The 22,504-nt window shown below is 59.7% G+C and carries 17 protein-coding genes; 7 read left to right on the plus strand and 10 right to left on the minus strand.

The window, feature by feature from the left end; translation table 11 throughout:
* Window positions 1-105 precede the first annotated feature (105 nt).
* The 8 genes from AB4N91_RS27290 to aspA form a co-directional block, all read right to left on the minus strand.
* Complete coding sequence (locus tag AB4N91_RS27290) at window positions 106-4,689, minus strand: dermonecrotic toxin domain-containing protein (protein WP_460111937.1); 4,584 nt, start codon at window positions 4,687-4,689, stop codon at window positions 106-108.
* Between the two features lie 149 nt (window positions 4,690-4,838).
* A complete protein-coding gene (locus AB4N91_RS27295; RefSeq protein ID WP_010465352.1) occupies window positions 4,839-5,939 on the minus strand; it encodes a polyamine ABC transporter substrate-binding protein in 1,101 nt (366 codons plus the stop codon).
* Between the two features lie 12 nt (window positions 5,940-5,951).
* Window positions 5,952-6,983 carry a histone deacetylase family protein gene (locus AB4N91_RS27300; protein WP_154912736.1) on the minus strand — a complete coding sequence of 344 codons (1,032 nt, stop codon included), beginning with the start codon at window positions 6,981-6,983 and terminating at the stop codon, window positions 5,952-5,954.
* A 246-nt stretch (window positions 6,984-7,229) separates the two neighbouring features.
* The gene (locus tag AB4N91_RS27305) at window positions 7,230-8,222 is read right to left on the minus strand and encodes an AraC family transcriptional regulator (RefSeq protein ID WP_083375439.1); all 993 of its coding nucleotides are present in this window, start codon (window positions 8,220-8,222) and stop codon (window positions 7,230-7,232) included.
* Between the two features lie 147 nt (window positions 8,223-8,369).
* Window positions 8,370-9,374 (minus strand): asparaginase, encoded by a 1,005-nt coding sequence (locus AB4N91_RS27310; protein ID WP_154912737.1) that lies wholly within the window; start codon window positions 9,372-9,374, stop codon window positions 8,370-8,372.
* A 36-nt stretch (window positions 9,375-9,410) separates the two neighbouring features.
* A complete protein-coding gene (locus tag AB4N91_RS27315) occupies window positions 9,411-10,373 on the minus strand; it encodes an IS110 family transposase (protein ID WP_017341458.1) in 963 nt (320 codons plus the stop codon).
* Window positions 10,374-10,645: 272 nt separating this feature from the next.
* Window positions 10,646-12,097 carry an alanine/glycine:cation symporter family protein gene (locus AB4N91_RS27320; RefSeq protein ID WP_010465343.1) on the minus strand — a complete coding sequence of 484 codons (1,452 nt, stop codon included), beginning with the start codon at window positions 12,095-12,097 and terminating at the stop codon, window positions 10,646-10,648.
* A 521-nt stretch (window positions 12,098-12,618) separates the two neighbouring features.
* Window positions 12,619-14,043, minus strand: coding sequence for an aspartate ammonia-lyase (gene aspA / locus AB4N91_RS27325; protein WP_010465341.1), 1,425 nt, complete (start codon window positions 14,041-14,043; stop codon window positions 12,619-12,621).
* A gap of 180 nt (window positions 14,044-14,223) precedes the next feature.
* Here aspA and AB4N91_RS27330 point away from each other — a divergent pair, with 180 nt between their 5' ends.
* The 5 genes from AB4N91_RS27330 to AB4N91_RS27350 all read left to right on the plus strand — a co-directional run bounded on the left by AB4N91_RS27330 (window position 14,224) and on the right by AB4N91_RS27350 (window position 18,039).
* Window positions 14,224-15,141, plus strand: a complete 918-nt coding sequence (locus AB4N91_RS27330; RefSeq protein ID WP_145306508.1) for a LysR substrate-binding domain-containing protein — start codon at window positions 14,224-14,226, stop codon at window positions 15,139-15,141.
* A 330-nt stretch (window positions 15,142-15,471) separates the two neighbouring features.
* Window positions 15,472-15,963 (plus strand): 5-(carboxyamino)imidazole ribonucleotide mutase, encoded by a 492-nt coding sequence (purE, locus tag AB4N91_RS27335; protein WP_008150032.1) that lies wholly within the window; start codon window positions 15,472-15,474, stop codon window positions 15,961-15,963.
* Between the two features lie 11 nt (window positions 15,964-15,974).
* Window positions 15,975-17,057, plus strand: a complete 1,083-nt coding sequence (locus AB4N91_RS27340; RefSeq protein ID WP_200667306.1) for a 5-(carboxyamino)imidazole ribonucleotide synthase — start codon at window positions 15,975-15,977, stop codon at window positions 17,055-17,057.
* Window positions 17,058-17,167: 110 nt separating this feature from the next.
* Window positions 17,168-17,413 (plus strand): GlsB/YeaQ/YmgE family stress response membrane protein, encoded by a 246-nt coding sequence (locus AB4N91_RS27345; protein ID WP_010465333.1) that lies wholly within the window; start codon window positions 17,168-17,170, stop codon window positions 17,411-17,413.
* Window positions 17,414-17,502: 89 nt separating this feature from the next.
* Complete coding sequence (locus tag AB4N91_RS27350) at window positions 17,503-18,039, plus strand: DUF3299 domain-containing protein (protein WP_154912738.1); 537 nt, start codon at window positions 17,503-17,505, stop codon at window positions 18,037-18,039.
* A gap of 135 nt (window positions 18,040-18,174) precedes the next feature.
* Here the strand turns inward: AB4N91_RS27350 and AB4N91_RS27355 are convergent, their stop codons facing one another.
* Together AB4N91_RS27355 and AB4N91_RS27360 are read right to left on the minus strand one after the other, a co-directional pair.
* Window positions 18,175-19,074 carry a D-hexose-6-phosphate mutarotase gene (locus tag AB4N91_RS27355; protein WP_154912739.1) on the minus strand — a complete coding sequence of 300 codons (900 nt, stop codon included), beginning with the start codon at window positions 19,072-19,074 and terminating at the stop codon, window positions 18,175-18,177.
* A 57-nt stretch (window positions 19,075-19,131) separates the two neighbouring features.
* On the minus strand, window positions 19,132-19,536 hold the full coding sequence (locus AB4N91_RS27360) for an acyl-CoA thioesterase (RefSeq protein WP_007896491.1): 405 nt from the start codon (window positions 19,534-19,536) through the stop codon (window positions 19,132-19,134).
* Window positions 19,537-19,919: 383 nt separating this feature from the next.
* Between AB4N91_RS27360 and AB4N91_RS27365 the strand changes: the two genes are divergently transcribed.
* A complete protein-coding gene (locus tag AB4N91_RS27365) occupies window positions 19,920-21,218 on the plus strand; it encodes an MFS transporter (protein ID WP_010465323.1) in 1,299 nt (432 codons plus the stop codon).
* A 231-nt stretch (window positions 21,219-21,449) separates the two neighbouring features.
* Window positions 21,450-22,448, plus strand: a complete 999-nt coding sequence (locus AB4N91_RS27370) for a phosphate ABC transporter substrate-binding protein PstS family protein (protein WP_460111938.1) — start codon at window positions 21,450-21,452, stop codon at window positions 22,446-22,448.
* The last annotated feature ends 56 nt before the right edge of the window (window positions 22,449-22,504 follow it).

Here is a 22,504-nt window from a genome sequence, read left to right on the forward strand (position 1 = left end):
CCTCTTGGTGCATCGACGGTAATCAGGCGTCGGCCACTGGAGGTGGTAGATAGATATCGCGGGTAAAAAAAGACCCGCGAATGCAGGTCTCGGGTTCAGCACGGTTTATGACCCTGAGGCCGAGGCCGGTACTTTTGCGAAGAACAGGGACGTCGCCAGTTGCGGGCTGATCTCGCTGCGGTAGATCGAGATCGCCTGGAGGTCGTCGTTGGCGTGGCGGGACTCGGATGCGCCACCCAGCAGTCGTTGTTGCACGGTTTTCAGGTGTGCCGCGGTGAAGGTTTGTGCAGGTGAAGCGGGCTCCGCATAGTGGAAGTGGGCATACCACAGAACACTTTGGTTGCTGTGATCGCGGACCTCATATTCCTCGAGATAGTCTCGTTTACGGCTTTTGAGCAAGCGTCGGCCTGGATTCTTGACGATGTCGACCTGACCTTCGCTTTGCAGCCAGCGGACGCGCTCCGCTGTCGGCGGCTGTAGTTTGGTCATGCTGATTCGCGTGACGCGTCCCTGGTTATACAGCTTGGTCGCCGCGTCGTTTAGCTGCTTGACCAAAACGACGACGGATCCCGGACCGCCCTCGGTGGCATTGGTCGCGACCAACGCTGCGTCGATTGCGCTGGCGGCGTCCTGCAGCCGGTGAGCCTGCTGATGAAACATCTCCTCGATTTCCACGGGGATTCGACGCATCCCTTTTGAATGGGCTTGCGTTCGACGAATGAACGCTTCCAATCCCTCCAGCAACGCCTGCCCTTGAGCGGTGCTTGCACTCAAGTCGGGTTGGAGAACGACGGCGGAAACCGGTGGCGGGGCCACTCTTTCAACCCAGACCCCCGGGGTTTTCTCATGAAAAGTCGAGATGACTTTACCGGTCAGCGCCGAGGTCACGTCGATCAGTTCTGAACCGTGTGTCATGGAGTCGGCACGAGGCTGGCCCACCACAGTACCTTTGTAGCGGGTCTTGATGATTCGCTTGGCGGGCGCGGTCGGTGGACGGGAAGGGCCGGGTAGCGGCTCGAGCGCCTGGCGCTCCCGCAGCAAGCTCGCCAGGTGTTTCACGGTGCGCTGTTGAAAACCGTCGAGACGTTGGCGCATCACGTCGAGGGCTGGTTGCAGGAACTGACCGGGAAACTCCGTGGGCAGATCGACGATGCGCTGGTCGGTGATCGTCAGTTGCTCCACCAGATCGCTGAGCCCGTCGATCCGATCCGGCAAGTGCAGCACTTCTTCGTCAGCGATCAGGTCCAGTGAGGCCTGAATCGCAAGGCCTGCATTTTCGACAACGCTCTCCAGTGCCTGGCGCGCTTCAGGTGCGGGCTCAACGCTGTTGTCGAGGCACAACTCCTGGCCGAGTGTGATCTGAAACAGTTTGAGGTCCTTTAAATCGAACGACGGCATGTTGGCTTTAACGTCGCGGATAACTTCGATGGCTTCTTTGCCGAGCAGGTTCAGTTGCTCGAAGCACGCCTGTGCCGACTCGATTTTATTGATGTAGCTGGCGGTCAACTCGCCGGTGAGTTGATGGATTTGCCGGGTGGTCTGTGTATTTTCCGTTGACGGGTTGTCGAGAATATCGAGGGAAAAGCGCATTTGATTGCCGAAAACCGACTGCTGTTGAACGAACCATCTTTGCAGCAGCGACAGCTGGAAATCCAGGCGACTGATCATCGCTTTTCGGTAATTGGGAATCGCCTCGCGAGCATTGAAGGCTTTCATCTGTTCCATGTTGATGCTGAGGAGTGACATCTGCGCGTCGAGCATTTCAAGGTACACGCGGCGATGGGTGTCGGTGGCGGTCGTCGCCTGGGCGTTTTTTTGAGCTTCCTTGAGCTCTGTTTCGCGGCTTTGGGTCTGGCTTTCGAACGCGATCATTTGCTGTTTCAGTTCAGCCTGGCGTTGCCGGTTTTGTTGCTCCAGCCGTTGTTTCTCCTTGCCTCCGGCCTTGAGCCTCAGCCGCGTATCGATAAACCATTCACCCCTGGCGTTCTTGATCAGCAACGGCCCCGTGCGTGCGGGAGACCGGCGTGAATCAATGATCTGCACATCGTCATTGTCGTTGAGGGTGACCTCGAACCATCGCTGGCCAACCTTCGCATACCATTTTCCCTTGAGCGAACCGAGGTGTTGGCGAAGGCCGGGCTCGCTGGAGGCGGCGGCCATCCCTTTGGGTTCGGCGACGGCCAGTTCATCAAGCAAGACGCCCAGGGATGAAGGCGGCAGCGTGGCGATGGCGTGCATCGCTACCTCATGGGAGGGTGGAGGCTGATTGAGGTCGGGCAGATGACTCACCGTGATGGTGTGCGCAGGCTTGCTTTCGGGTATGACGCGTGGCGGCTCGACCTTCTCGGGCAACCGCGAGACGGGTTTGTTGCGAGTGGCGGCGCGATGAGCCAGCACCATGCCAAGGGTCAACAGCAGATCGGTCAGGGCGGACCAGGCGAGTGAGCTGTCATCGTTCTCAGCGGCCTCGGTAATGTCCTGCAAGTCGTCCATGATCTGCCAGATCCACGCAGCCACCCCGGCGGTGCGACCAAGAAAGGGCAGCGCGACATTGAACAGCATCCATGTGCCTTGCTTGAGTGTTGCCCAGCGGGCTTGCGCATTGGACACCGATTGTTGGTCCGCCAAGGTAATCATGGCGTTGGCGTTGGCCTTGAACACGGCGGCCAGCGGCGTGTCATCAAGGGCTGCTGCACTGAGCGTCACCGTGCCCATCTTGCCCAGGGCTGACGTGGGATCGACCAGCAATTGGGTCAACGTCCAGACCGAAGGCAACTCACCCGAGAACACATACTGGGAATAGTTGAACCGAACATCGTCGGACAGCCAGGCCAGGATCGATTGGCGAAGTGATTTTTCGTGTTTGATGGCATACAGCAGATTGGCCTCGCTCGGGTATTGCATCAACGAGGGGGTGAGCAATGGTCGGTAGAGCAGGCACGGTCCTTGATCGGTGAGCCTGGGGCCGATGACGAACATGTTGGCGACTTCATCGCCTTGGCTGCTGGCGCGATCACCGGTCATAAAGGCCAGCGGTCGAATGACAATCTCCTGCCCGTTTACCCTGCGGTCGGCAGCGTTTTCCAGCATGACGGCATTAACGTACTGGTAACCACGTTCATCAATACCCGCCTCGCCGCGCATCTTCTGTTGCAGCGCCTGCAAGGGCAGCTGGATACGCAGATGGCGGGTGTAGAGCGTCTGTCGTCGCAACGTTTCTGCCGGGTCGTCAAGCAACTTGCGCTTGATCAGCGCCGGGTAAACCCCACCGATATTGACCTGTGTGACGAGCTTTTCAAGATAGGCAGGGGTCATCCAGATGGGCACTGCGTCGCCGTTTTTGCAGTTCACCGTCTTGTTTCCCAGCGGAATGGCAATCAGGTTTTGCAGCGCCAGCTCGATCAGCGACAGCGTGGTGGTCTGCGTCTTGCCGGGTATCACGACAGCGCCGAGCACCACGACGCTGGTGATGCTGATTTCAATGTCTTGCAGGTCCAGGTCCGCTGCCGCGGGATGATCCTTGATCATCTGCTCTCGCAGGGTCTGCAGCGCAAACGCCGGCAGTGACGCGATGTCCTCGTCGAAGGTTTTTCCAGCGTCCTGTTCCCGCAGCTGTGCCAGGTCCATCAAGTGTCGGCTGTAGCGGGAGAGGTCCGCCGACGAAGCGTTTTTCAGCCAGTCGGTCAGCAACCCTTGAACCCTGTTGAAGCGTGACGACGGCAGGGCTTCAAATTCAGTGAAGCTTTTTGCCGCCGCACTGATTTGTGGCGAAAGAGGTGTGGCTGACGCGCGCTGGACCGCACCGAATGCACCGATGGCTTCGACCTCGAGCGCAATCAGCGCGCAGGCCTGGTGGTGAAAGAAATTGCCCTCGGGCTCATACAGACGCCATTGCAGGGTCTGCTCGACGCTTGACGTTCCAGGGTGTTTGAACACGGCTTCACCCAGCGCGGCAACCGAGTCGTAACGCTTGAACCCTTCGGCAATCGAGTGCGTCAGCACCAGGGGGCGCGTGCCCGATGTGCCCACGAACACGGCGATATCCAGAACGCGCAGGTGTTCGCTGACGGCGTTCTCAAGCCGATCGGTGTCGATCAGGCAGGCCTTGGTCAGGTACTTGTCCTGTGTCCGAGTTGCGCGATCCGGATGATCGAAGATGGCCTGGGCCATGGCTTTTTCATCCGCATCCCAGTCCGAGGCGGGATCGGGGCTCCAGATGTCCTGCAGCGATTTCGCGAGCGAATGCCAGCGCGGCGTCGAAGGGCTTGTCTCCTGGTTCCAGTAATCAAGCTGCTGTTGCTGATAGGCGATGAACAACTGCGGTGCGAGCGCATTGAGCAGGCAGCCGATGGCATCGATTTTCACCGGCAGTTGAGCCTGCGGTTCCGCGCCCGGTTGCAGGGTCAGGAAGTGTTCTCCATCAATGAGCGTCACCGTCGATCCTGACAAACCGAGTCGTACCAACACATCGGTGAGCGATTCAAACACGTTAGGGCCGGGCACTACCTCGGTGCCGGTATCGACCCAGGTCGGGGTGACGACCGTGGCGAGTGTCGGGTCAATCCTCAACTGCGGATACAGCGCGTTGAGCGCAGGACTCAGCGCGGCCGCTGCGACTTCTCTGATCGAGGGGCCGGTGACCAGTTGGGTCAGTAGCTCTTCTGCACTCGGGGCAACGGTTTCGGACATGGTCGTCTCCTGACTGAGAGCGCGCCGCTGCTGATTGCGCAGCGCGGAATCGGGAGAAGGTATCGGGCGGCCACCCGTGTCGGGTGGTACATAAATATCGCAGGCAAAAAAACCCGCGTCGCCGCGGGTCTTCGGTTTTCGGTCGGGTATCAGGTCCCGGACTTGATCTTGGTCCAGGCCCGGGTCCGCGCGCGTTCGGCATCGCGCGGCAACGGTTGCAGGGTGTACAGCGTACCCATCGCGGTTTCGGTCGGGTACAGGTTCGGGTTGTTGCGGATCGCCGGGTCGACCAGTTCCGTGGCGTCCTTGTTCGGGTTCGGGTAGCCGACGAAATCGCTGACGGGTGCAATCACCTGGGGTTGCAGCAGGTAGTTGATGAAGGTGTAGGCGTCTTCCGGGTTCTTCGCGCCTTTGGGGATTGCGAGCATGTCGAACCAGATCGGCGCGCCTTCCTTGGGCAGGCGCATATCGACGACCACACCATTTTTGGCTTCCTTGGCGCGGTTGGCGGCCTGGGAGAAGCTGCCGGAATAACCGACCGCGACGCAGATGTCGCCGTTGGCAATGTCCGCCATGTATTTGGAGGAGTGGAAGTAGGTGATGTACGGACGGATTTTCATCAACAGCGCTTCAGCCTTTTCGTAGTCCGCCGGCTTCTTGCTGTTAGGGTCCAGGCCGAGGTGTTGCAGGGCCAGGGGCAGGATTTCCGACGGCGAGTCGAGCAGGGCGACGCCGCACTGCTTGAGCTTGCTGATGTTCTCTTCCTTGAAGATCAGGTCCCAGCTGTCCACCGGCGCCTTGTCGCCCAGCGCGGCTTTGACTTTGTCCGGGTTGAAGCCGATCAGGATGGTCCCGTACATGTACGGCACGGCGAATTTGTTGCCCGGGTCGTTGCCTTCGAGCAGCTTCATCAGCTTCGGATCGAGGTGGTTCCAGTTCGGCAATTTGCTACGGTCCAGGGGCTGGAACACGCCGGCTTCGATCTGCTTGGCGAGAAACACGTTGGAGGGCACCACCACGTCGTAGCCGGAGTTACCGGTCAGCAGCTTGGCTTCGAGTGCTTCGTTGGTGTCGAAGATGTCGTAGACCAGTTTGGTCTGGGTGTTCTGCGCCTTGAAGTCTTCCAGCGCCTTGGGAGTGATGTAGTCGAACCAGTTGTAGACGCGCAACGTTCGCTCTTCAGCGTGGGCGGCGCCACCGAGTACTGTGGCGCACAGTACCGGTGCGATAAAACGCGTGAGTCTGTTCATTGTTCTAATTCCTCATTGGGCGCTTTCAAAACCTTCGAGAACGTTCACGGCATTGATGCCGATTTCTTCTACCGCGTAGCCGCCTTCCATCACGAACAGCGTCGGCTTGCCGAGTTTCGCGATGCGCGCGCCCATGGCCAGGTAATCGGGGCTGTCGAGCTTGAACTGGGAGATGGGATCGTCCTTGAACGTATCGACGCCCAGGGACACGACGACGATGTCGGCGCCGTATGTTTCGATCTCGTTGCAGGCTTGCTCCAGCGCTGCACTCCAACGGTCCCAGCCGCTGCCAGCCGGCAAAGGGTAGTTGAAGTTGAAGCCTTCACCGGCCCCTTCGCCGAGCTCGTCTTCATAGCCGAGGAAGAACGGGAATTCGGCTTCCGGGTGGCCGTGGATCGAGGTGAACAGCACATCGCTGCGTTCGTAGAAAATCGATTGGGTGCCGTTGCCGTGGTGGTAGTCGACATCGAGGATCGCGACCTTTTTGTGGCCTTGATCGAGGAACGCCTGAGCGGCGATGGCGGCGTTGTTGAGGTAGCAATAACCGCCCATCAAGTCGCTGGCGGCGTGGTGTCCCGGTGGACGGCACAGGGCAAAGGCACTGCGAGCGCCGCGCTGGATGGCGGCTTGCGCGGTGAGGGCCACTTGCGCTGCGCTGTATGCCGCTTGCCAAGTGCCGGCGGTGATCGGCGCGCCGCCATCGAAGCTGTAATAGCCGAGCTGGCCGTGCAGGCTGGTGGGGATGATCCGGCGCAAGGTGCGGGCTGGCCAGGTGTAGGGCAGTAAATCGCCGTCGGTTTTGAATTCGGTCCAGCGTGCCCATGCACCTTTGAAGAAGTCGAGGTAGTCGCGGCTGTGGATGCGCGCGATCGGGTCGAGGCCGAAATCCTTCGGCGCTTCGACAGGGCCGAGGTTCTGCGTTTGCACGCGTTGCAGCACATGGTCGGCACGCGAGGGCATTTCGAAGCAGGGCATCAGTTGCCCGTCCATCAATTCACAACGGCCGTGGTGCAGGTGGTGATCGTCCGAGTAGATCGTCAGCATTTCTTGTTCTCCGCAGGCTGATTCGGTTGAACACAGTCTTGCGGCGCAGCGCGATTCGGAGAACGGCAGGAAAGGCCAAAAGGGGATCGATATGGCCAAAAGATCTGACCGGAATTCGCCCTTTATTGGCGCGCAAGTGCCCCGGTGTTGGGCAACCACCTGTAGGCACGAGACTTGCCCGCGAAGCGTTTGGCGTACTTGAAGACGCCTTCGCGGGCAAGCCTCGCTCCTACAGAGAGTTGTGGGTCAAGGGCGAAACTGACTCGGTGCCACACCACTCCAGCGCACGAACGCATGGCGGAAACTCGCGGTTTCGCTGAAGCCCAGCGCCTCGGCGATCCGGTAGATCGGCAGCTGATCCTCACAGAGCATCTGCTTGGCCTGCTCGAAGCGCAGTTCATCGAGCAATTCCTGATAGCTGCACCCCAAGTCCTTGAGATGGCGACGCAAGGTGCGCGCCGAGCAATTCATCTGCAACGCCAAACCTTCCAGCCCCGGGGCTGCATTCAGTTGCGCACGAAGCAACTGCCGAATCCGCCCCAACCACGCCTGACGCCCGGTGAATTCGGTGTTCTGCTTGCGGCAGCGGTCGACCATGGCCTGATGGGTGATGACATCGGCCAGCGGCAAGGGCTGGTCGAGCCAGCGCTTGTCGAATGCGAAGGCGTTATCTCGCGCGTCGAAGTGCAGCGGGCAGTCGAAGTGTTCGGCGTAGCTCGCCCGATAATCCGGCGCCGTATGTTCCAGGCGAGCGGCGAGCAATGGCAGCGGGTGCCCGAGCAGGTCATCGCAAATGACTTTCAACGACACCAGGCAGAACTCGGCGTTGAACACGGCCAGCGCCGGGTTCTCTCGATAATCGGCAGCCACGAACCACACCCGCTCGCCGTCGACTTCCAGGCTCAACTCGAAAAGTGTTCCCAACAGCGCCGGATAACGCATCGCCAGGCGCAAAGCGTCACCGAAGGTGGCAGAGGTGAGTAGCGCATAACCGAGTATGCCGTAGGACGAAACGTGCATCCGCCGGCCCAGTTCCAGGCCGATATCACGCTTGAGCGCGACGGCGTTGGCACACACCTGCATCTCCTGGTTGGTGGTGATGCGCGTGTCCGCCCGGCTCAGATCCGCCGCGCTGATGCCGCTTCCTGCCAGTAGTGCTTCGCTGGACAAGCCTTCGGCCTTGAAGGTGTTGAGCACCAGGGAGACGGCGTTGAGGGTGGTGAGGTGAGAGTGGAGCATGGGAAGTTCCAGCGATTGGATGCTGGAATCGAGCAAGTTGTATGCCGCGAATGAATACTTGCAGGAGCGAGGCTTGCCCGCGAAGCTTTTGGCGCCTTCAAGGACGTCTTAGCGGGCTAGCCTCGCTCCTACAGGTCCTGCGGTGTATCAGACCAGTTCACCGCAAAGGTCGAGCTCGACCAGACGCCGGACTTCAGAGGTGTCCAGCCCGGCACCCAGCAACCCATGCAACTTGCCCAACGCCGCCTCACGGGTCATGCCGCCGCCCGAAAGCACACCCACGCCTCGCAACCGGCTACCGGCCTCGTAGACATCCAGCTCAACGCCACCTTCATGGCATTGGGTGACGGCGACAACAACTACACCTTTGTCCCGCGCCCGCTCCAGAGCGGCGAGAAATTCAGGGTTGTCGCTCGGCCCGGTGCCGCTGCCGTAACACTCCAGCACCAGGGCTTGAATACCGCTGTTCAGCACGCCATCAAGCTGCTCGGCGCCGATGCCTGGGAACAACGGCAGCACCGCGACTTTCGCCAGTTGCTTGCTCTGGTTGTAATTCAATTGAGCCGGCAGCGACGTGGCCTTCACACCACCGCCCTGACGCTCCAGGCGCTTGAACGGATGGCGACCGAAGCTGCGGACTTTTGCGCAACGGGTCGGGTCCAGCAGTTCGCCGTGGAAATACAGATGTACGCCCGGCGCCAGGCCATGGCCGAGGGCAACCAGCGCACCGCTGAGGTTTTCCCAGGCATCGCTGTCGGTCACGCCGGCCGGCAGCATCGAGCCGGTGAACACCACGGGGGCATTCAGGCCGAGCAATTGAAAACTCATCGCGGCGGCGCTGTAGGCGAGGGTGTCGGTGCCGTGCAGGATCAGCACGCTGTCGCAGCCTTGGACATCAACGGCGTCGACCACCGCTTCACGCAGTTGCTGCCAGTACGTCGGGCTCATGTTGGCGCTGTCGATCAGCGGCGACATTTCGCGAAAGCGCCACTGCGGCACGACCACGTCGGGCTGGCTGTGCAGATATTCACGCATCCGCGCATCGAAACCGGACGCCGGGGCCAGGCCATTGGCGCTGGCTTGCATGCCGATGGTGCCACCGGTGTAGAGCACCATGACGTGCTGGGCGGCAGGGTAGGAGTTGGGAACCATGGGAAAGTCTCCGCAAGAGATGACATGTGGGAGATTCTATGTTTGGGGGGAACACCCAAACATAGAATTTGGCTTGTATTCGGTTTGGTTTTTCATCAGGGCAAACATCACTCTGGCCAGCTTGCGTGCCAGGATAACCAAGGCCTGAGTGCCTTTTAGACCTCTGGCCAGATAGCGTTCGTAGTACGGCTTCCAGGTCGGCGAACGGCTGGCAGCCATAGCGCTATTGTGAAACAAGCGCCGGAACTCCGAGTCCCCTCGTTTAGAGAGTCGGCGCTTTTGATCCTTTTGTCCTGACTGCCTCACACGCGGATCCATGCCGAGGAAGGCGACGTACTCGTCGCTGTTGGCAAATTCCCCACGCATAAAAGCAGTGGCCGCTGCGGTGGCCGTCAGGAGCCCTACGCCCTCGATGGCCTGGCAACGCTTCACCTGATCATCAATCCCACCTTCCTCAGCAATTTCCTTGAGCGTTTTCTGAATCATCTTTTCGAACTGGGCAATGGCGGCCAGAAGCTGGTTGAAGTGCTCTTTCAGCAAGGATTCGTTTTTCCAGCTCTGCTTGAGTGCAACACAGGCCCGGACCAACTGAGCCCGACGGCGAAGCAGGCTTTTCATTTGTGTGTAAGCCTTCGGTGGCGGATTCCAGATCCTCAATCTGTCGGATTCGCGGCTCAAGTAACGGGCCAGCAGTTCGGCATCCAACGTATCTGTTTTCGCCCTCATGCCTATTCCATCGCGGTATTTGTTGAGGCGACTGCCATCGATGACGTAAACGTCATGGCCCATTTCATGGGCCATTTCCGTTGTATCAAGGTGATAGATATTGGTCGCTTCTAGCGCGATAGCGCTGTGCGCTGGCAGCGTCTTGAGCCATTGCTTCAAGGTTGATCGCTTGTTCGCGATATTTAGGGTCTTTTCCAGGTCGGATCGATAGATAACGATCTCGTCCTTCGCCACATCCACACCGACGACCACCTGCGAATCCAGGATTGTCATGGCACACCCTCCGAGCTAGGGTTTAGATACTTGACGGGGTTCACCGTTGCGCTGGCTTGTTTCTATCGTCGGTCCGAGCCGATGCATTCCTTATCGGCGCATTAGGTGAAGGGGTGGGACGAAGTCTCCCACGGTCTGTACTGGTCAGAGTCAGATGACGAGCTTTAGTCCCACCCACCCCTTCAAGTCTAAACATACAAGCGAGCCTGCCCGCTCTCACAAGTTGTGCACTTTAACTGACGGGCGCAGAGGATGCGCCCGTCGTTTACCCATCAGCGTTGCGCTGCGGGTACGCCTTGCAGTTCGGCTTCAGCCTTTGGAGCCGCGGCCGGCGGATTGGCTGGCCAGGCGTTCAAGTCCAGGTCCAGATCCGGGAATTTGCTCGAATCGAATACCGGCGTCTTGATCCCGGCGGCACGCTGGTCATCGTAGTCACGCAGGATGCGCATGCCGACCTTGAACAGCAGGAACAGCGCGATCAGGTTCACGAACGCGAGCATGGTCATGGTGATGTCGGCGAAGGCGAACACCGTGCCGAGGTTTTCGATGGCGCCCCAGAAAATCAACACCAGCACCAGCGCGCGGTAGCCAATCAGCGCCTTGCGGTTTTCACCGATCAGGAAGCGCAGGTTGCTCTCGCCCAGGTAGTAGTTGTAGAGGATCGAGGTGAACACGAACAACGACAACGCCACGGAAATGAAGCTGCGACCCCAGTCACCGACCACGGCGGCCAGCGAGTTCTGGGTCAGGGCAATGCCGTCGCCTTCGAAGCCTGGGGTGTAGAAACCCGAGAGCAGGATCAGCAATGCGGTGCAGGTGCAGATCACGAAAGTATCGAGGAACACGCTGAACGCCTGAACCACGCCTTGTGCCACCGGGTGCTCGACGGAAGCCACGGCCGCCACGTTCGGCGCACTGCCCAGGCCCGCTTCGTTGGCGAACACGCCACGCTTCACGCCCATGACAATCGCGCTGCCGATCAGGCCGCCGAAGGCCTGGTCCAGACCGAAAGCACTTTTGACGATGGTCATCAGCATGCCCGGAACCTGGTCGAATTGCAGCACGATCACATAGATGGTCACGCCGATGTACACCAGGGTTTTCACCGGCACCAGCAGGTCAGCGACCTTGGCGATGCGCTTGATCCCGCCGATGAACACCAGACCGAGCAGCACCGCCAGGGCCAGGCCTGTGTAGGTGGTGTCGAGGCCGAACGCGTTGTTCAGCGAGTGAGTCACGGCGTGGGATTGCAGGCCGTTGAAGGCAAACCCGAAGGTCACCAGCAACAGGAACGCCATGATCATGCCCAGCCAGCGTTTCTGCAGACCGTGCTGGATGTAATAGGACGGGCCGCCACGGTAGGTGCCGTCGGCATCGCAGCGCTTGTAGAGCTGGCCGAGGGAACATTCGAAGAAGCTGCTGGACATGCCGACCAGTGCGGTCACCCACATCCAGAACACCGCCCCCGGGCCACCCAGGGTAACGGCGATGCCGACACCGGCGATGTTACCCGCGCCGACACGGCCGGCGAGGCTGAGCATCAAGGCCTGGAACGAACTGAGTTGGCCGGCGCTGCTTTTCAGGCTGTCGCGGAACACCGCGAACATGTGGAAGAAATGGCGCAATTGAACGAAACGCGAGCGGATCGTGAAGTAGCTACCGAGCCCGACAATGAGCACGATCAGTACTTTCCCTGAGAGGAAGTCGTTAATGACTTCGAGCATGGATTATTCCTCGCTGTTTTTTGTGTAGGCAAATGTTGGGCAGGCAGAAACATCGCGTTACACCGGTGTGCACGTGGCACAACAGTGAGGCGAGTGTTCGTCCCGGGCCCATATCGCAGGTTTGTTATTAGTTCGGGTTTCGCATGGGTTTGGGCCTCGTTACCGACGACCGCTCACGCGAAGAGGGGCGGCACTATACCTAGGAGAGTGCCGTCCGTCTGCACGGTTGTGGTGCAAGCGACGAAACGAAGCCTTTGAAACACCTGACTTTTTGAGCCAGGCCTTTGTAGGAGTGAGCCTGCTCGCGATGCAGGCACCGCGGTATTTCAGTTACACCGCGTTATCGTTCATCGCGAGCAGGCTCACTCCTACAGAAGACGGTTTTCCTTACAAAAGTTAAAAAAAAGGGCTTGGGGAATAAATCCCCAAGCCCTCAAAAGGTGAGAGGTGTCTAGTCCCTCGACCTGGTGAGCGTGTGGCTCCTGGTGCTCTTCGTTAAAAGAGCAAGAGTCTGCGTTCGGTCAAGCCTTCAAAGGCACCAGACGCGGAGCAATCATGTTTTCCGGGCGCAGGATGTCGGCGAGCATTTCGTCGTCGAGCAAGCCTTCTTCGCGCACCAGTTCCAGCACGCCGCGGCCGCTTTCGAGGGCGATACGGGCGATGCGGGTGGCGTTTTCATAGCCGATGTACGGGTTCAGCGCGGTGACCAGGCCGATCGAGTGCTCGACCAGCTCACGGCAACGCTCTTCGTTGGCGGTGATGCCGACGATGCAGTGCTCGCGCAGCATGTCCATGGCGCGTTGCAGCAGGCGGATCGAGTCGAAGATCTTGAAGGCGATCAGCGGCTCCATCACGTTCAGTTGCAACTGGCCGCCTTCGGCAGCGATGGTCAGGGCCAGGTCGTTGCCGATGATCTGGAACGCTACCTGGTTAACCGCTTCCGGGATTACCGGGTTGACCTTGCCGGGCATGATCGAGCTGCCTGGCTGACGCGCCGGCAGGTTGATTTCGTTGATGCCGGTGCGCGGGCCGCTGGACAGCAGGCGCAGGTCGTTGCAGATCTTCGACAGCTTGACCGCGGTGCGCTTGAGCATGCCGGAGAACAGCACGAAGGCGCCCATGTCGGAGGTGGCTTCGATCAGGTCGGCCGCCGGAACCAGCGGTTGACCGCTGATCAGGGCCAGGCGCTGAACGGCCAGGTGCTGATAACGCGGGTCGGCGTTGATACCGGTACCGATCGCGGTGCCGCCCAGGTTCACTTCGGTCAGCAGTTCAGGGGCCAGTGTTTTCAGGCGTGCCAGGTCTTCGCTCAACGTGGTGGCGAAGGCGCGGAATTCTTGACCCAGGGTCATCGGCACGGCGTCTTGCAGCTGGGTACGGCCCATCTTCAAGACGTGGCTGAACTCAACACCCTTGGCAGCGAACGCCTGGATCAGGCTGTCGAGGCTGGCCAGCAGCGCGTCGTGACCCAGCAGCAGACCCAGGCGGATCGCGGTCGGGTAGGCGTCGTTGGTCGACTGCGCCATGTTCACGTCGTTGTTCGGGTGCAGGTATTGGTATTCGCCCTTCTGGTGACCCATGGCCTCCAGCGCGATGTTGGCGATGACTTCGTTGGCATTCATGTTGGTCGAAGTGCCAGCGCCGCCTTGAATCATGTCCACCACGAACTCTTCGTGGAAATCGCCGCGGATCAGACGGGCACAGGCTTCGCTGATGGCCGCGTGCTTGGCTTCGCTCAGGTGACCCAGCTCGCGGTTGGCGTCAGCGGCGGCCTGTTTGACCATCGCCAGGCCGACAACCAGCTTCGGGTAATGCGAAATCGGAACGCCGGAGAGACGGAAGTTGTTCACCGCTCGCAGGGTCTGGATGCCGTAATACGCTTGAGCAGGTACTTCGAGTACGCCAAGCAGGTCTTTTTCTGTGCGGAAAGATGCAGCGGAGGACATGATAGAAATCATCTCGATAAGGACCCGGTCTGTGCCGGAACGCTGCAAATGCTAGGCTTGTAGAGAATTTTCGGCCAATGCTGTTAAACACTGGCCTATGCACATTCGGCATAATGCCGGTGTGACGCCGTGTGTGCGGCGAGCGTGTGACCTAAATTGGTGCGTGTCCGGGAGGACGTGATGAATCTGGAAAGTAAATGGCTCGAGGACTTCAGCGCCTTGGCCGCCACCCGCAGCTTCTCCCAGGCTGCGGAACGCCGCTTCGTGACTCAGCCCGCGTTCAGTCGCCGAATCCGCAGCCTGGAAGCCGCGCTGGGGCTGACGTTGGTCAACCGCTCGCGCACGCCGGTCGAACTGACGGCGGCGGGGCAGTTGTTCCTGGTGACTGCGCGGACTGTGGTTGAACAGCTCGGCGAAGTGCTGCGCCACCTTCATCACCTGGAAGGCGGGCAGGGCGAAGTGATGCAAGTGGCTGCCGCTCACTCATTGGCCTTGGGGTTCTTTCCGCGCTGGATCGCGCAGTTGCGCAATGAAGGCCTGAACATTGCCACGCGGTTGGTGGCGACCAACGTCGGCGACGCGGTGCATGCGCTGCGCGAGGGCGGTTGCGACTTGATGCTGGCGTTCTATGACCCGGACGCGGCCTTGCAGATGGACCCGGAAATCTTCCCGTCGCTGCACCTTGGTCACACGGAGATGTTGCCGGTGTGCGCGGCGGATGCCGACGGCAAACCCTTGTTCGATCTGGAAGGCGAGGCCAGTGTGCCGCTGCTCGCTTACAGCGCCGGTGCGTTTCTCGGGCGTTCGGTCAATATGCTGCTGCGCCAGCGTGCGCTGCGCTTCACCACCATCTATGAGACCGCCATGGCCGACAGCCTGAAAAGCATGGCGCTCGAGGGGTTGGGGATTGCCTGGGTGCCGCAATTGAGCGTGCGTGCCGAACTGGCGCGCGGTGAACTGGTGGTCTGCGGCGGCCCGCAATGGCATGTGCCGCTGGAGATCCGACTGTATCGCTGCGCGCTGGTGCGCAAGGCGAACGTTCGTTTGCTGTGGCGCAAACTGGAAGGCGGCGCCGCCCAAGGCACGACGGGTTCCTGAAACCACTGAAGATCAAAAGTGAGCGAGCCTGCTCGCGAATGCGGTGGTTCAGTCAACAGTGTCGGCGACTGGCACATTGCATTCGCGAGCAGGCTCGCTCCCACAGGGGATTTGTGGTGTTCTTTCGCTGACCTTCAAGTCAATAAAACCGGCACTTTGCGCCGTATGACAGATGGTCGTTTCAGGGGCTGTTTATCTGCTTCATTGAGGTATACTGCGCGGCCTTCGGCCGGCTTGACTGGCCATAATTCGTACAATCAAGCCACGCATTTTGCGTGGCTTGTTGTTTTTTGACGCGCCTGCGGGCGCCCAGAGAGAAGAGGCACGACGATGAGTGCACTGGTTGGCGTGATCATGGGCTCCAAGTCCGATTGGTCCACCCTTAGCCACACCGCCGATATGCTGGAAAAGCTCGGCATCCCTTACGAGGTGAAAGTGGTCTCTGCCCACCGCACCCCGGACCTGCTGTTCCAGTACGCCGAAGAGGCGGAGGCGCGTGGCATCGAGGTGATCATCGCCGGTGCCGGCGGCGCGGCCCACTTGCCTGGCATGTGTGCGGCCAAGACCCACCTGCCGGTGCTGGGTGTGCCGGTGCAGTCGTCGATGCTCTCGGGCGTCGATTCGCTGCTCTCGATCGTGCAGATGCCAGCGGGCATTCCGGTTGCCACCCTGGCCATCGGCAAGGCCGGCGCGATCAACGCAGCCCTGCTGTCGGCGAGTATCCTCGGCGCCAAGCACCCGCAGTTCCACGCGGTGCTGAAAAAATTCCGCGCTGAGCAGACAGACAGCGTCCTGGAAAATCCAGACCCACGCATCGCCTGAGGTTGTTGACGATGAAGATCGGTGTAATCGGTGGCGGCCAGTTGGGCCGCATGTTGGCGTTGGCGGGCACCCCGCTGGGCATGAACTTCGCTTTCCTGGACCCGGCACCGGATGCTTGCGCAGCCGCGTTGGGCGAACACCTGCGGGCCGATTATGGCGATCAGGACCACCTGCGTCAGCTGGCTGATGAAGTCGATCTGGTGACCTTCGAGTTCGAAAGTGTCCCGGCTGAAACCGTGGCTTTCCTGTCGCAATTCGTCCCGGTCTACCCGAGCGCCGAAGCCCTGCGCATCGCCCGCGATCGCTGGTTCGAGAAGAGCATGTTCAAGGACCTGGGGATTCCCACCCCTGCGTTCGCCGACATTCAATCGCAAGCCGATCTGAACGCTGCCGTGGCGTCGATCGGTCTGCCGGCCGTGCTGAAAACCCGCACCCTGGGTTACGACGGCAAGGGCCAGAAAGTCCTGCGCAAACCGGAAGACGTGGTCGGCACCTTCGCCGAACTGGGCAGCGTGGCCTGCCTGCTGGAAGGCTTCGTGCCGTTCACCGGCGAAGTCTCGCTGATCGCTGTGCGTGCTCGCGATGGTGAAACCAGATTCTATCCGCTGGTTCACAACACCCACGACAGCGGCATCCTCAAACTGTCCGTGGCCAGCACCGACCATCCGCTGCAAGCCTTGGCGGAAGACTATTCCAGCCGCGTGCTCAAGCAGCTGAATTACGTCGGCGTGATGGCGTTCGAGTTCTTTGAAGTCGACGGTGGCCTCAAGGCCAACGAAATCGCCCCGCGCGTGCATAACTCGGGTCACTGGACCACTGAAGGCGCCGAGTGCAGCCAGTTCGAAAACCACCTGCGGGCCGTTGCTGGCCTGCCGCTGGGTTCGACGGCGAAGGTCGGCGAGAGCGCGATGCTCAACTTCATCGGCAAAGTCCCGGAGACTGAAAAGGTCCTGGCCATCGCCGATTGCCATCTGCATCACTATGGCAAAGCGTTCAAGGCTGGCCGCAAGGTCGGTCACGCCAACCTGCGTTGTGCAAACCGCGAAACACTGGCCGCGCAGATCCTCAAGGTCGAAGCGCTCATCGCCGAATAAACAGTTTCATGTGGCAGCGGCGGAACCATTCTAGGTCCGCCGTTCTCTCATGGCAGGATGCGAAAGTCTGACTAGGCTTCTGCATTGCCATTCAATCAGAGGGAAGTGCCATGGGAATTATCGGAACCATCTTTATCGGCTTGATCGTCGGCCTGCTGGCTCGGTTCCTGAAACCGGGTGATGACAGCATGGGCTGGATCATGACCATCCTGCTCGGTATCGGCGGTTCGCTGGCGGCCACTTATGGCGGCCAGGCTCTGGGCATCTATCACGCAGGCGAAGGTGCAGGCTTCATCGGTGCGCTGGTCGGCGCGGTGGTGCTGCTGGTGATCTACGGTTTGATCAGAAAGAACTGATTCAAGCGACGAAGTCCTCTCCGCGCCGCACGCGGGGAGGGCTAGAATGCTCGGCGTTGCACAGACCTCTCCTTATGCCGAGCACCTTCATGCGCCGTTTTCTGCTGACTTTTCTTTTACTGGGTACGGGCCTTGCCCATGCCGGCGAACTGCCGGAAACCGACTGGCTCGAACTGATGCCCAAGTCGGACCAGAAAGCCCTCGAGGCCATGCCCGAAATCGACCACAACTCCCCCGAAGGCGATGGCACCTTTACTGAAAAAGGTGGCATGAAGCAGAGCAAGGGCTTGCCGGCGGTGATGTATTCGACCAAAACCGTGCCGTCGATGAACGACAAGAACATCCGCATCGGCGGTTATCCGGTACCGCTGGAGTCCGACGCCAAGGGCCACAGCACGCTGTTCTTCCTTGTCCCGTACCCGGGCGCCTGCATCCACGTGCCGCCACCGCCACCTAACCAATTGGTGTTGGTGCGTTATCCGAAGGGTTTGAAGCTGGACGATATCTACACACCGCTGTGGGTGACCGGCACGCTGAAGATCGAGAAGGTCAACAACGACCTAGCTGACGCGGCGTATGCGCTGGATGCGGCGAAGGTGCGGGTGGTGCAGGAGTCGGATTTGTAACAGCGCCAACCAGACTGGCAAAGATCCACTGTGTGCGAGCCTGCTCGCGATAGCGGTGTAACAGCCAATATTGATGTTGGATGTTATGACGTCATCGCGAGCAGGCTCGCTCCCACATTGGTTTTGTGGTGTTGCTTATAAAGGGTTGCTGGCGATGCTGACTTCGAGAGTGTGGGTGGCGCCGGGTTTCAGCGTCACCACATCATCCATCACATTCGCCGTCTCGATGCACAGCATCTTCTGCCAGCCATCGTCGGCCATGTCGCTGAATGCCACCGCGCGTTCGATCCACGGGTTCCAGATCACCGCCGAGCGCGAACCACTGCTGGTCAGCTCAATGCGCCGTTTCCAGGCCGGGTCGACAATGCTCAGCTTCGCCGGGGTATTGAGGTAGATACGGTCGGTTTCGCCGGTAAAGCGCAGATCGCCGGTCTGGGTCACGGTTTTCCAGTCGTCCAGCGTTTCGATATAGCTCAAGCCATCCAGCCCTTCGACATGCACCGTGCGCACATCGCTGACAGCGAAGTAACTGTGCAACGCCTGGCTGATGGTGACGGTATCGGTGCCCTGATTGTGGCTGGTCAAGCTGATGTGCAGTTGCTCATCCAGACGGATGCTCAACTTCAGATCCACCTGATGTGGCCAGCCTGGAAAGCCGCCTTCGGGGTAGGGCAGGACGAATTCCACCTTCAGGCTCTCACCCTCGGTTTCTATGCCGCCCAATTCCCAATCCATCGCCCGGACAAAGCCGTGGGCAGTCGGCGGTTCGTTGCTGACGCGCATCGCCTGGACGCTTTGCGGGTTGCGCTTGAAATTGCCGAACCACGGCCAGCACACCGGCACGCCGGCGCGGATGCTCTTGCCGGTCTTGAACACGGCCTCATCGTTAAGCCAGATCAGCGGCGGTTGGCCGGCCAATTGATAACTGAGGATGTGCGCGCCTTGCTGGGCAACCAGCAATTCGGCCTGACCGTGGCGGATGCGCCAGCAGTTCAGTTCATCCAGTTTCACGGCTTCAACGTTGGGCGTGCTCATGGGGCAACTCTCGATCAGGAACAATGACTGCAATGGACCGCAGAAAGGTCGCCGTGTTTAACGCGCGCGTGGAGGAACCGAACGAGTACGGCCGCTGCCATCGATCGCGACAAACACAAACACGGCTTCAGTCACTTTACGCCACTCGCTGGACAGCGGATCGTCGCTCCAGACTTCGACCATCATCTGAATCGAGCTGCGGCCGATTTCCAGCGCCTGGGTATAGAAGGAAAGCTGAGCGCCCACCGCCACCGGGACCAGGAACGCCATGCGATCAATCGCCACGGTTGCTACGCGCCCACCCGCAACTTTGCTGGCCATTGCGGTGCCGGCCAAATCCATCTGTGCCACCAGCCAGCCGCCGAAAATATCGCCAAAGCCGTTGGTTTCACGCGGAAGCGCGGTGATTTGCAGGGCAAGGTCGCCTTGCGGAATTGGATCTTCTTGTTCGAGCTCTATCATGCCGGGGGTGCCTCTGACCCGTGACTCTTCATTGGTACTTCAGGTGAATAGCCGTCTCAAGAAAAAACGATTCAGCCCCGAACATACTACGTTCGTCACGTTTTTCGAAAGGCGCCTAAAGGGAAACTCTGCGAAACCGACTGAGCCACGCAATGACCTTGCCAGTCATCCAGCGCGTTTTCGCACAGCAACCCCTTACAAATGCTGCAACGCAGCGAGTATATCGATCGGTAGACTCCGAGACGACCGTCCGGTTCTCATTTTGACCGTCAAATACGCACCTCTATGTGCTTTTTCGAACAATTTGCTATCGTGCCGGACCTGCCCAAGCCCTCGCCAGCGTTGTTGGGGTTGCAGATCCGACTATAAGAGAAGCCCTTGCCATGACCACAGCGCCCTCTAGCATCGCGCAGCCGACCCAGCCCGCCCGCCCGTTAACCCGTAGCGACTACAAGACGTTATCGCTGTCTGCCCTGGGCGGCGCACTGGAGTTTTACGACTTCATCATCTTCGTGTTCTTCGCCACGGTGGTGGGCAAACTGTTCTTCCCGGCGGACATGCCCGAGTGGCTGCGCCTGATGCAGACGTTCGGCATTTTCGCCGCCGGCTACCTCGCTCGTCCGTTGGGCGGCATTGTGATGGCCCATTTCGGCGACCTGCTTGGCCGCAAAAAGATGTTCACCCTGAGCATTTTCATGATGGCGGTGCCGACCCTGATCATGGGTCTGCTGCCGACCTATGCGCAGATCGGCATGTGGGCGCCGATCCTGTTGCTGTTGATGCGGGTGATTCAAGGCGCGGCGATTGGCGGTGAAGTGCCGGGCGCGTGGGTATTCGTTTCCGAACACGTGCCGCAGCGACATATCGGTTATGCCTGCGGCACCCTGACGAGCGGTCTGACGGCTGGCATCCTCCTGGGTTCATTGGTCGCCACGGCGATCAACAGCATTTACACCCCGCTGGAAGTGTCCGATTACGCCTGGCGGATCCCGTTCCTGCTGGGTGGCGTGTTCGGTCTGTTCTCGGTCTACCTGCGCCGCTGGTTGCACGAGACCCCAGTGTTTGCCGAACTGCAACTGCGCAAGGCCCTGGCCGAAGAAGTGCCGCTGCGCGCGGTGCTGCGTGACCATCGCGGTGCGATCCTGATTTCCATGTTGCTGACCTGGCTGCTGTCCGCCGGCATCATCGTGGTCATTCTGATGACGCCGACCGTGCTGCAGACCGTTTACCACTTCTCGCCAACTACCGCGTTGCAGGCCAACAGCCTGGCGATCGTGTTCCTGAGTGTAGGTTGCGTGGCTTCCGGTGCCCTGGCTGACCGTTTCGGCGCTGGCCGAGTGTTTGTGTTTGGCAGCGCCGCGCTGTTGATCAGCTCGTGGACGTTCTATCACAGCCTGTTCAACCACCCGGACTGGCTGTTCCCGATGTACGCCTTGACCGGTTTCCTGGTCGGGACCATCGGTGCAGTGCCCTACGTGATGGTCAAAGCCTTTCCAGCGGTGGTGCGCTTCAGCGGGTTGTCGTTCTCCTACAACCTGGCCTATGCGATTTTCGGTGGTTTGACGCCGATGGTGGTGACGCTGCTGCTCAAGGAAAGCCCGATGGGACCTGCCTACTACGTGGCGATCATTTGCGGGGTCGGGATTCTGGTGGGTGCGTATCTTTGGAAGAAGGGTCGCTGATCCCCGAAACTGTCTGTAGCTGTACCGGCCCTATCGCAAGCAGGCTAGCGCCCACATTGAATTGCATTCCAATGTGGGGCTAGCCTGCTAGCGATTTGGGGCGCATGAATTATCCGGTAAAAACTCGAATGCTGGCCTTTCATCCAATTGTCATATTTCAGCCATAGAGTGTTCACACGGCCTGCTGATACTTGGCCCCGACTAACACACCCTATCTGCTAGGAGTAAGGCATGAAACTGAAGCGTTTGATGGCGGCAATGACTTTTGTCGCTGCTGGCGTTGCGACTGCCAACGCGGTTGCCGCTGTTGACCCTGCTATCCCGAGCTACGCCAAGACCACTGGTGTGTCGGGCAACCTGTCCAGCGTCGGCTCCGATACCCTGGCCAACCTCATGACCCTGTGGGCTGAGAACTACAAAAAAGAATACCCGAACGTCAACATCCAGATTCAGGCTGCTGGTTCCTCTACCGCGCCACCTGCGCTGACTGAAGGCACCGCTAACCTGGGCCCGATGAGCCGCAAGATGAAGGACAACGAGCTGCAAGCCTTCGAAACCAAATACGGCTACAAGCCAACCGCTATTCCGGTTGCCGTGGACGCCCTGGCTGTCTTCGTACACAAAGACAACCCGATCCAGCACATGACCATGGAGCAAGTCGACGCGATCTTCTCCTCGACTCGTCTGTGCGGTGCTAAAACCGACGTGAAAACCTGGGGTGATCTGGGCGTGACGGGCGACCTGGCCAACAAGCCGGTTCAGCTGTTCGGTCGTAACTCGGTATCCGGCACCTACGGCTACTTCAAAGAAGAAGCCCTGTGCAAAGGCGACTACAAGCCAAACGTCAACGAACAACCAGGTTCGGCTTCGGTCGTGCAGTCGATCAGCTCTTCGCTGAACGGTGTTGGTTACTCGGGCATCGGCTACAAAACCGCTAGCGTGAAGACGGTGGCCCTGGCCAAGAAAGGCAGCACCGAGTTCATCGAAGACAGCGAAGAAAACGCCCTGAACGGCAAGTACCCACTGTCGCGTTTCCTCTACGTTTACGTCAACAAAGCCCCGAACAAGCCTCTGGCCCCGCTGGAAGCTGAGTTCGTGAAACTGATTCTGTCCAAACAGGGTCAGGAAGTTGTAGTGAAAGACGGTTACATCCCACTGCCAGCCAAGGTTGCTGCAAAAGCACTGGCTGACCTGGGTCTGCAAGAAGGCGGCAACGTAGCAAAAAAGTAAAACCCTGAGCCCGGGGTAATCCCGGGCTCTGCAGGAGCGAGGCTTGCCCGCGAAAG

The organism is Pseudomonas sp. H3_D04, from assembly GCF_054669175.1.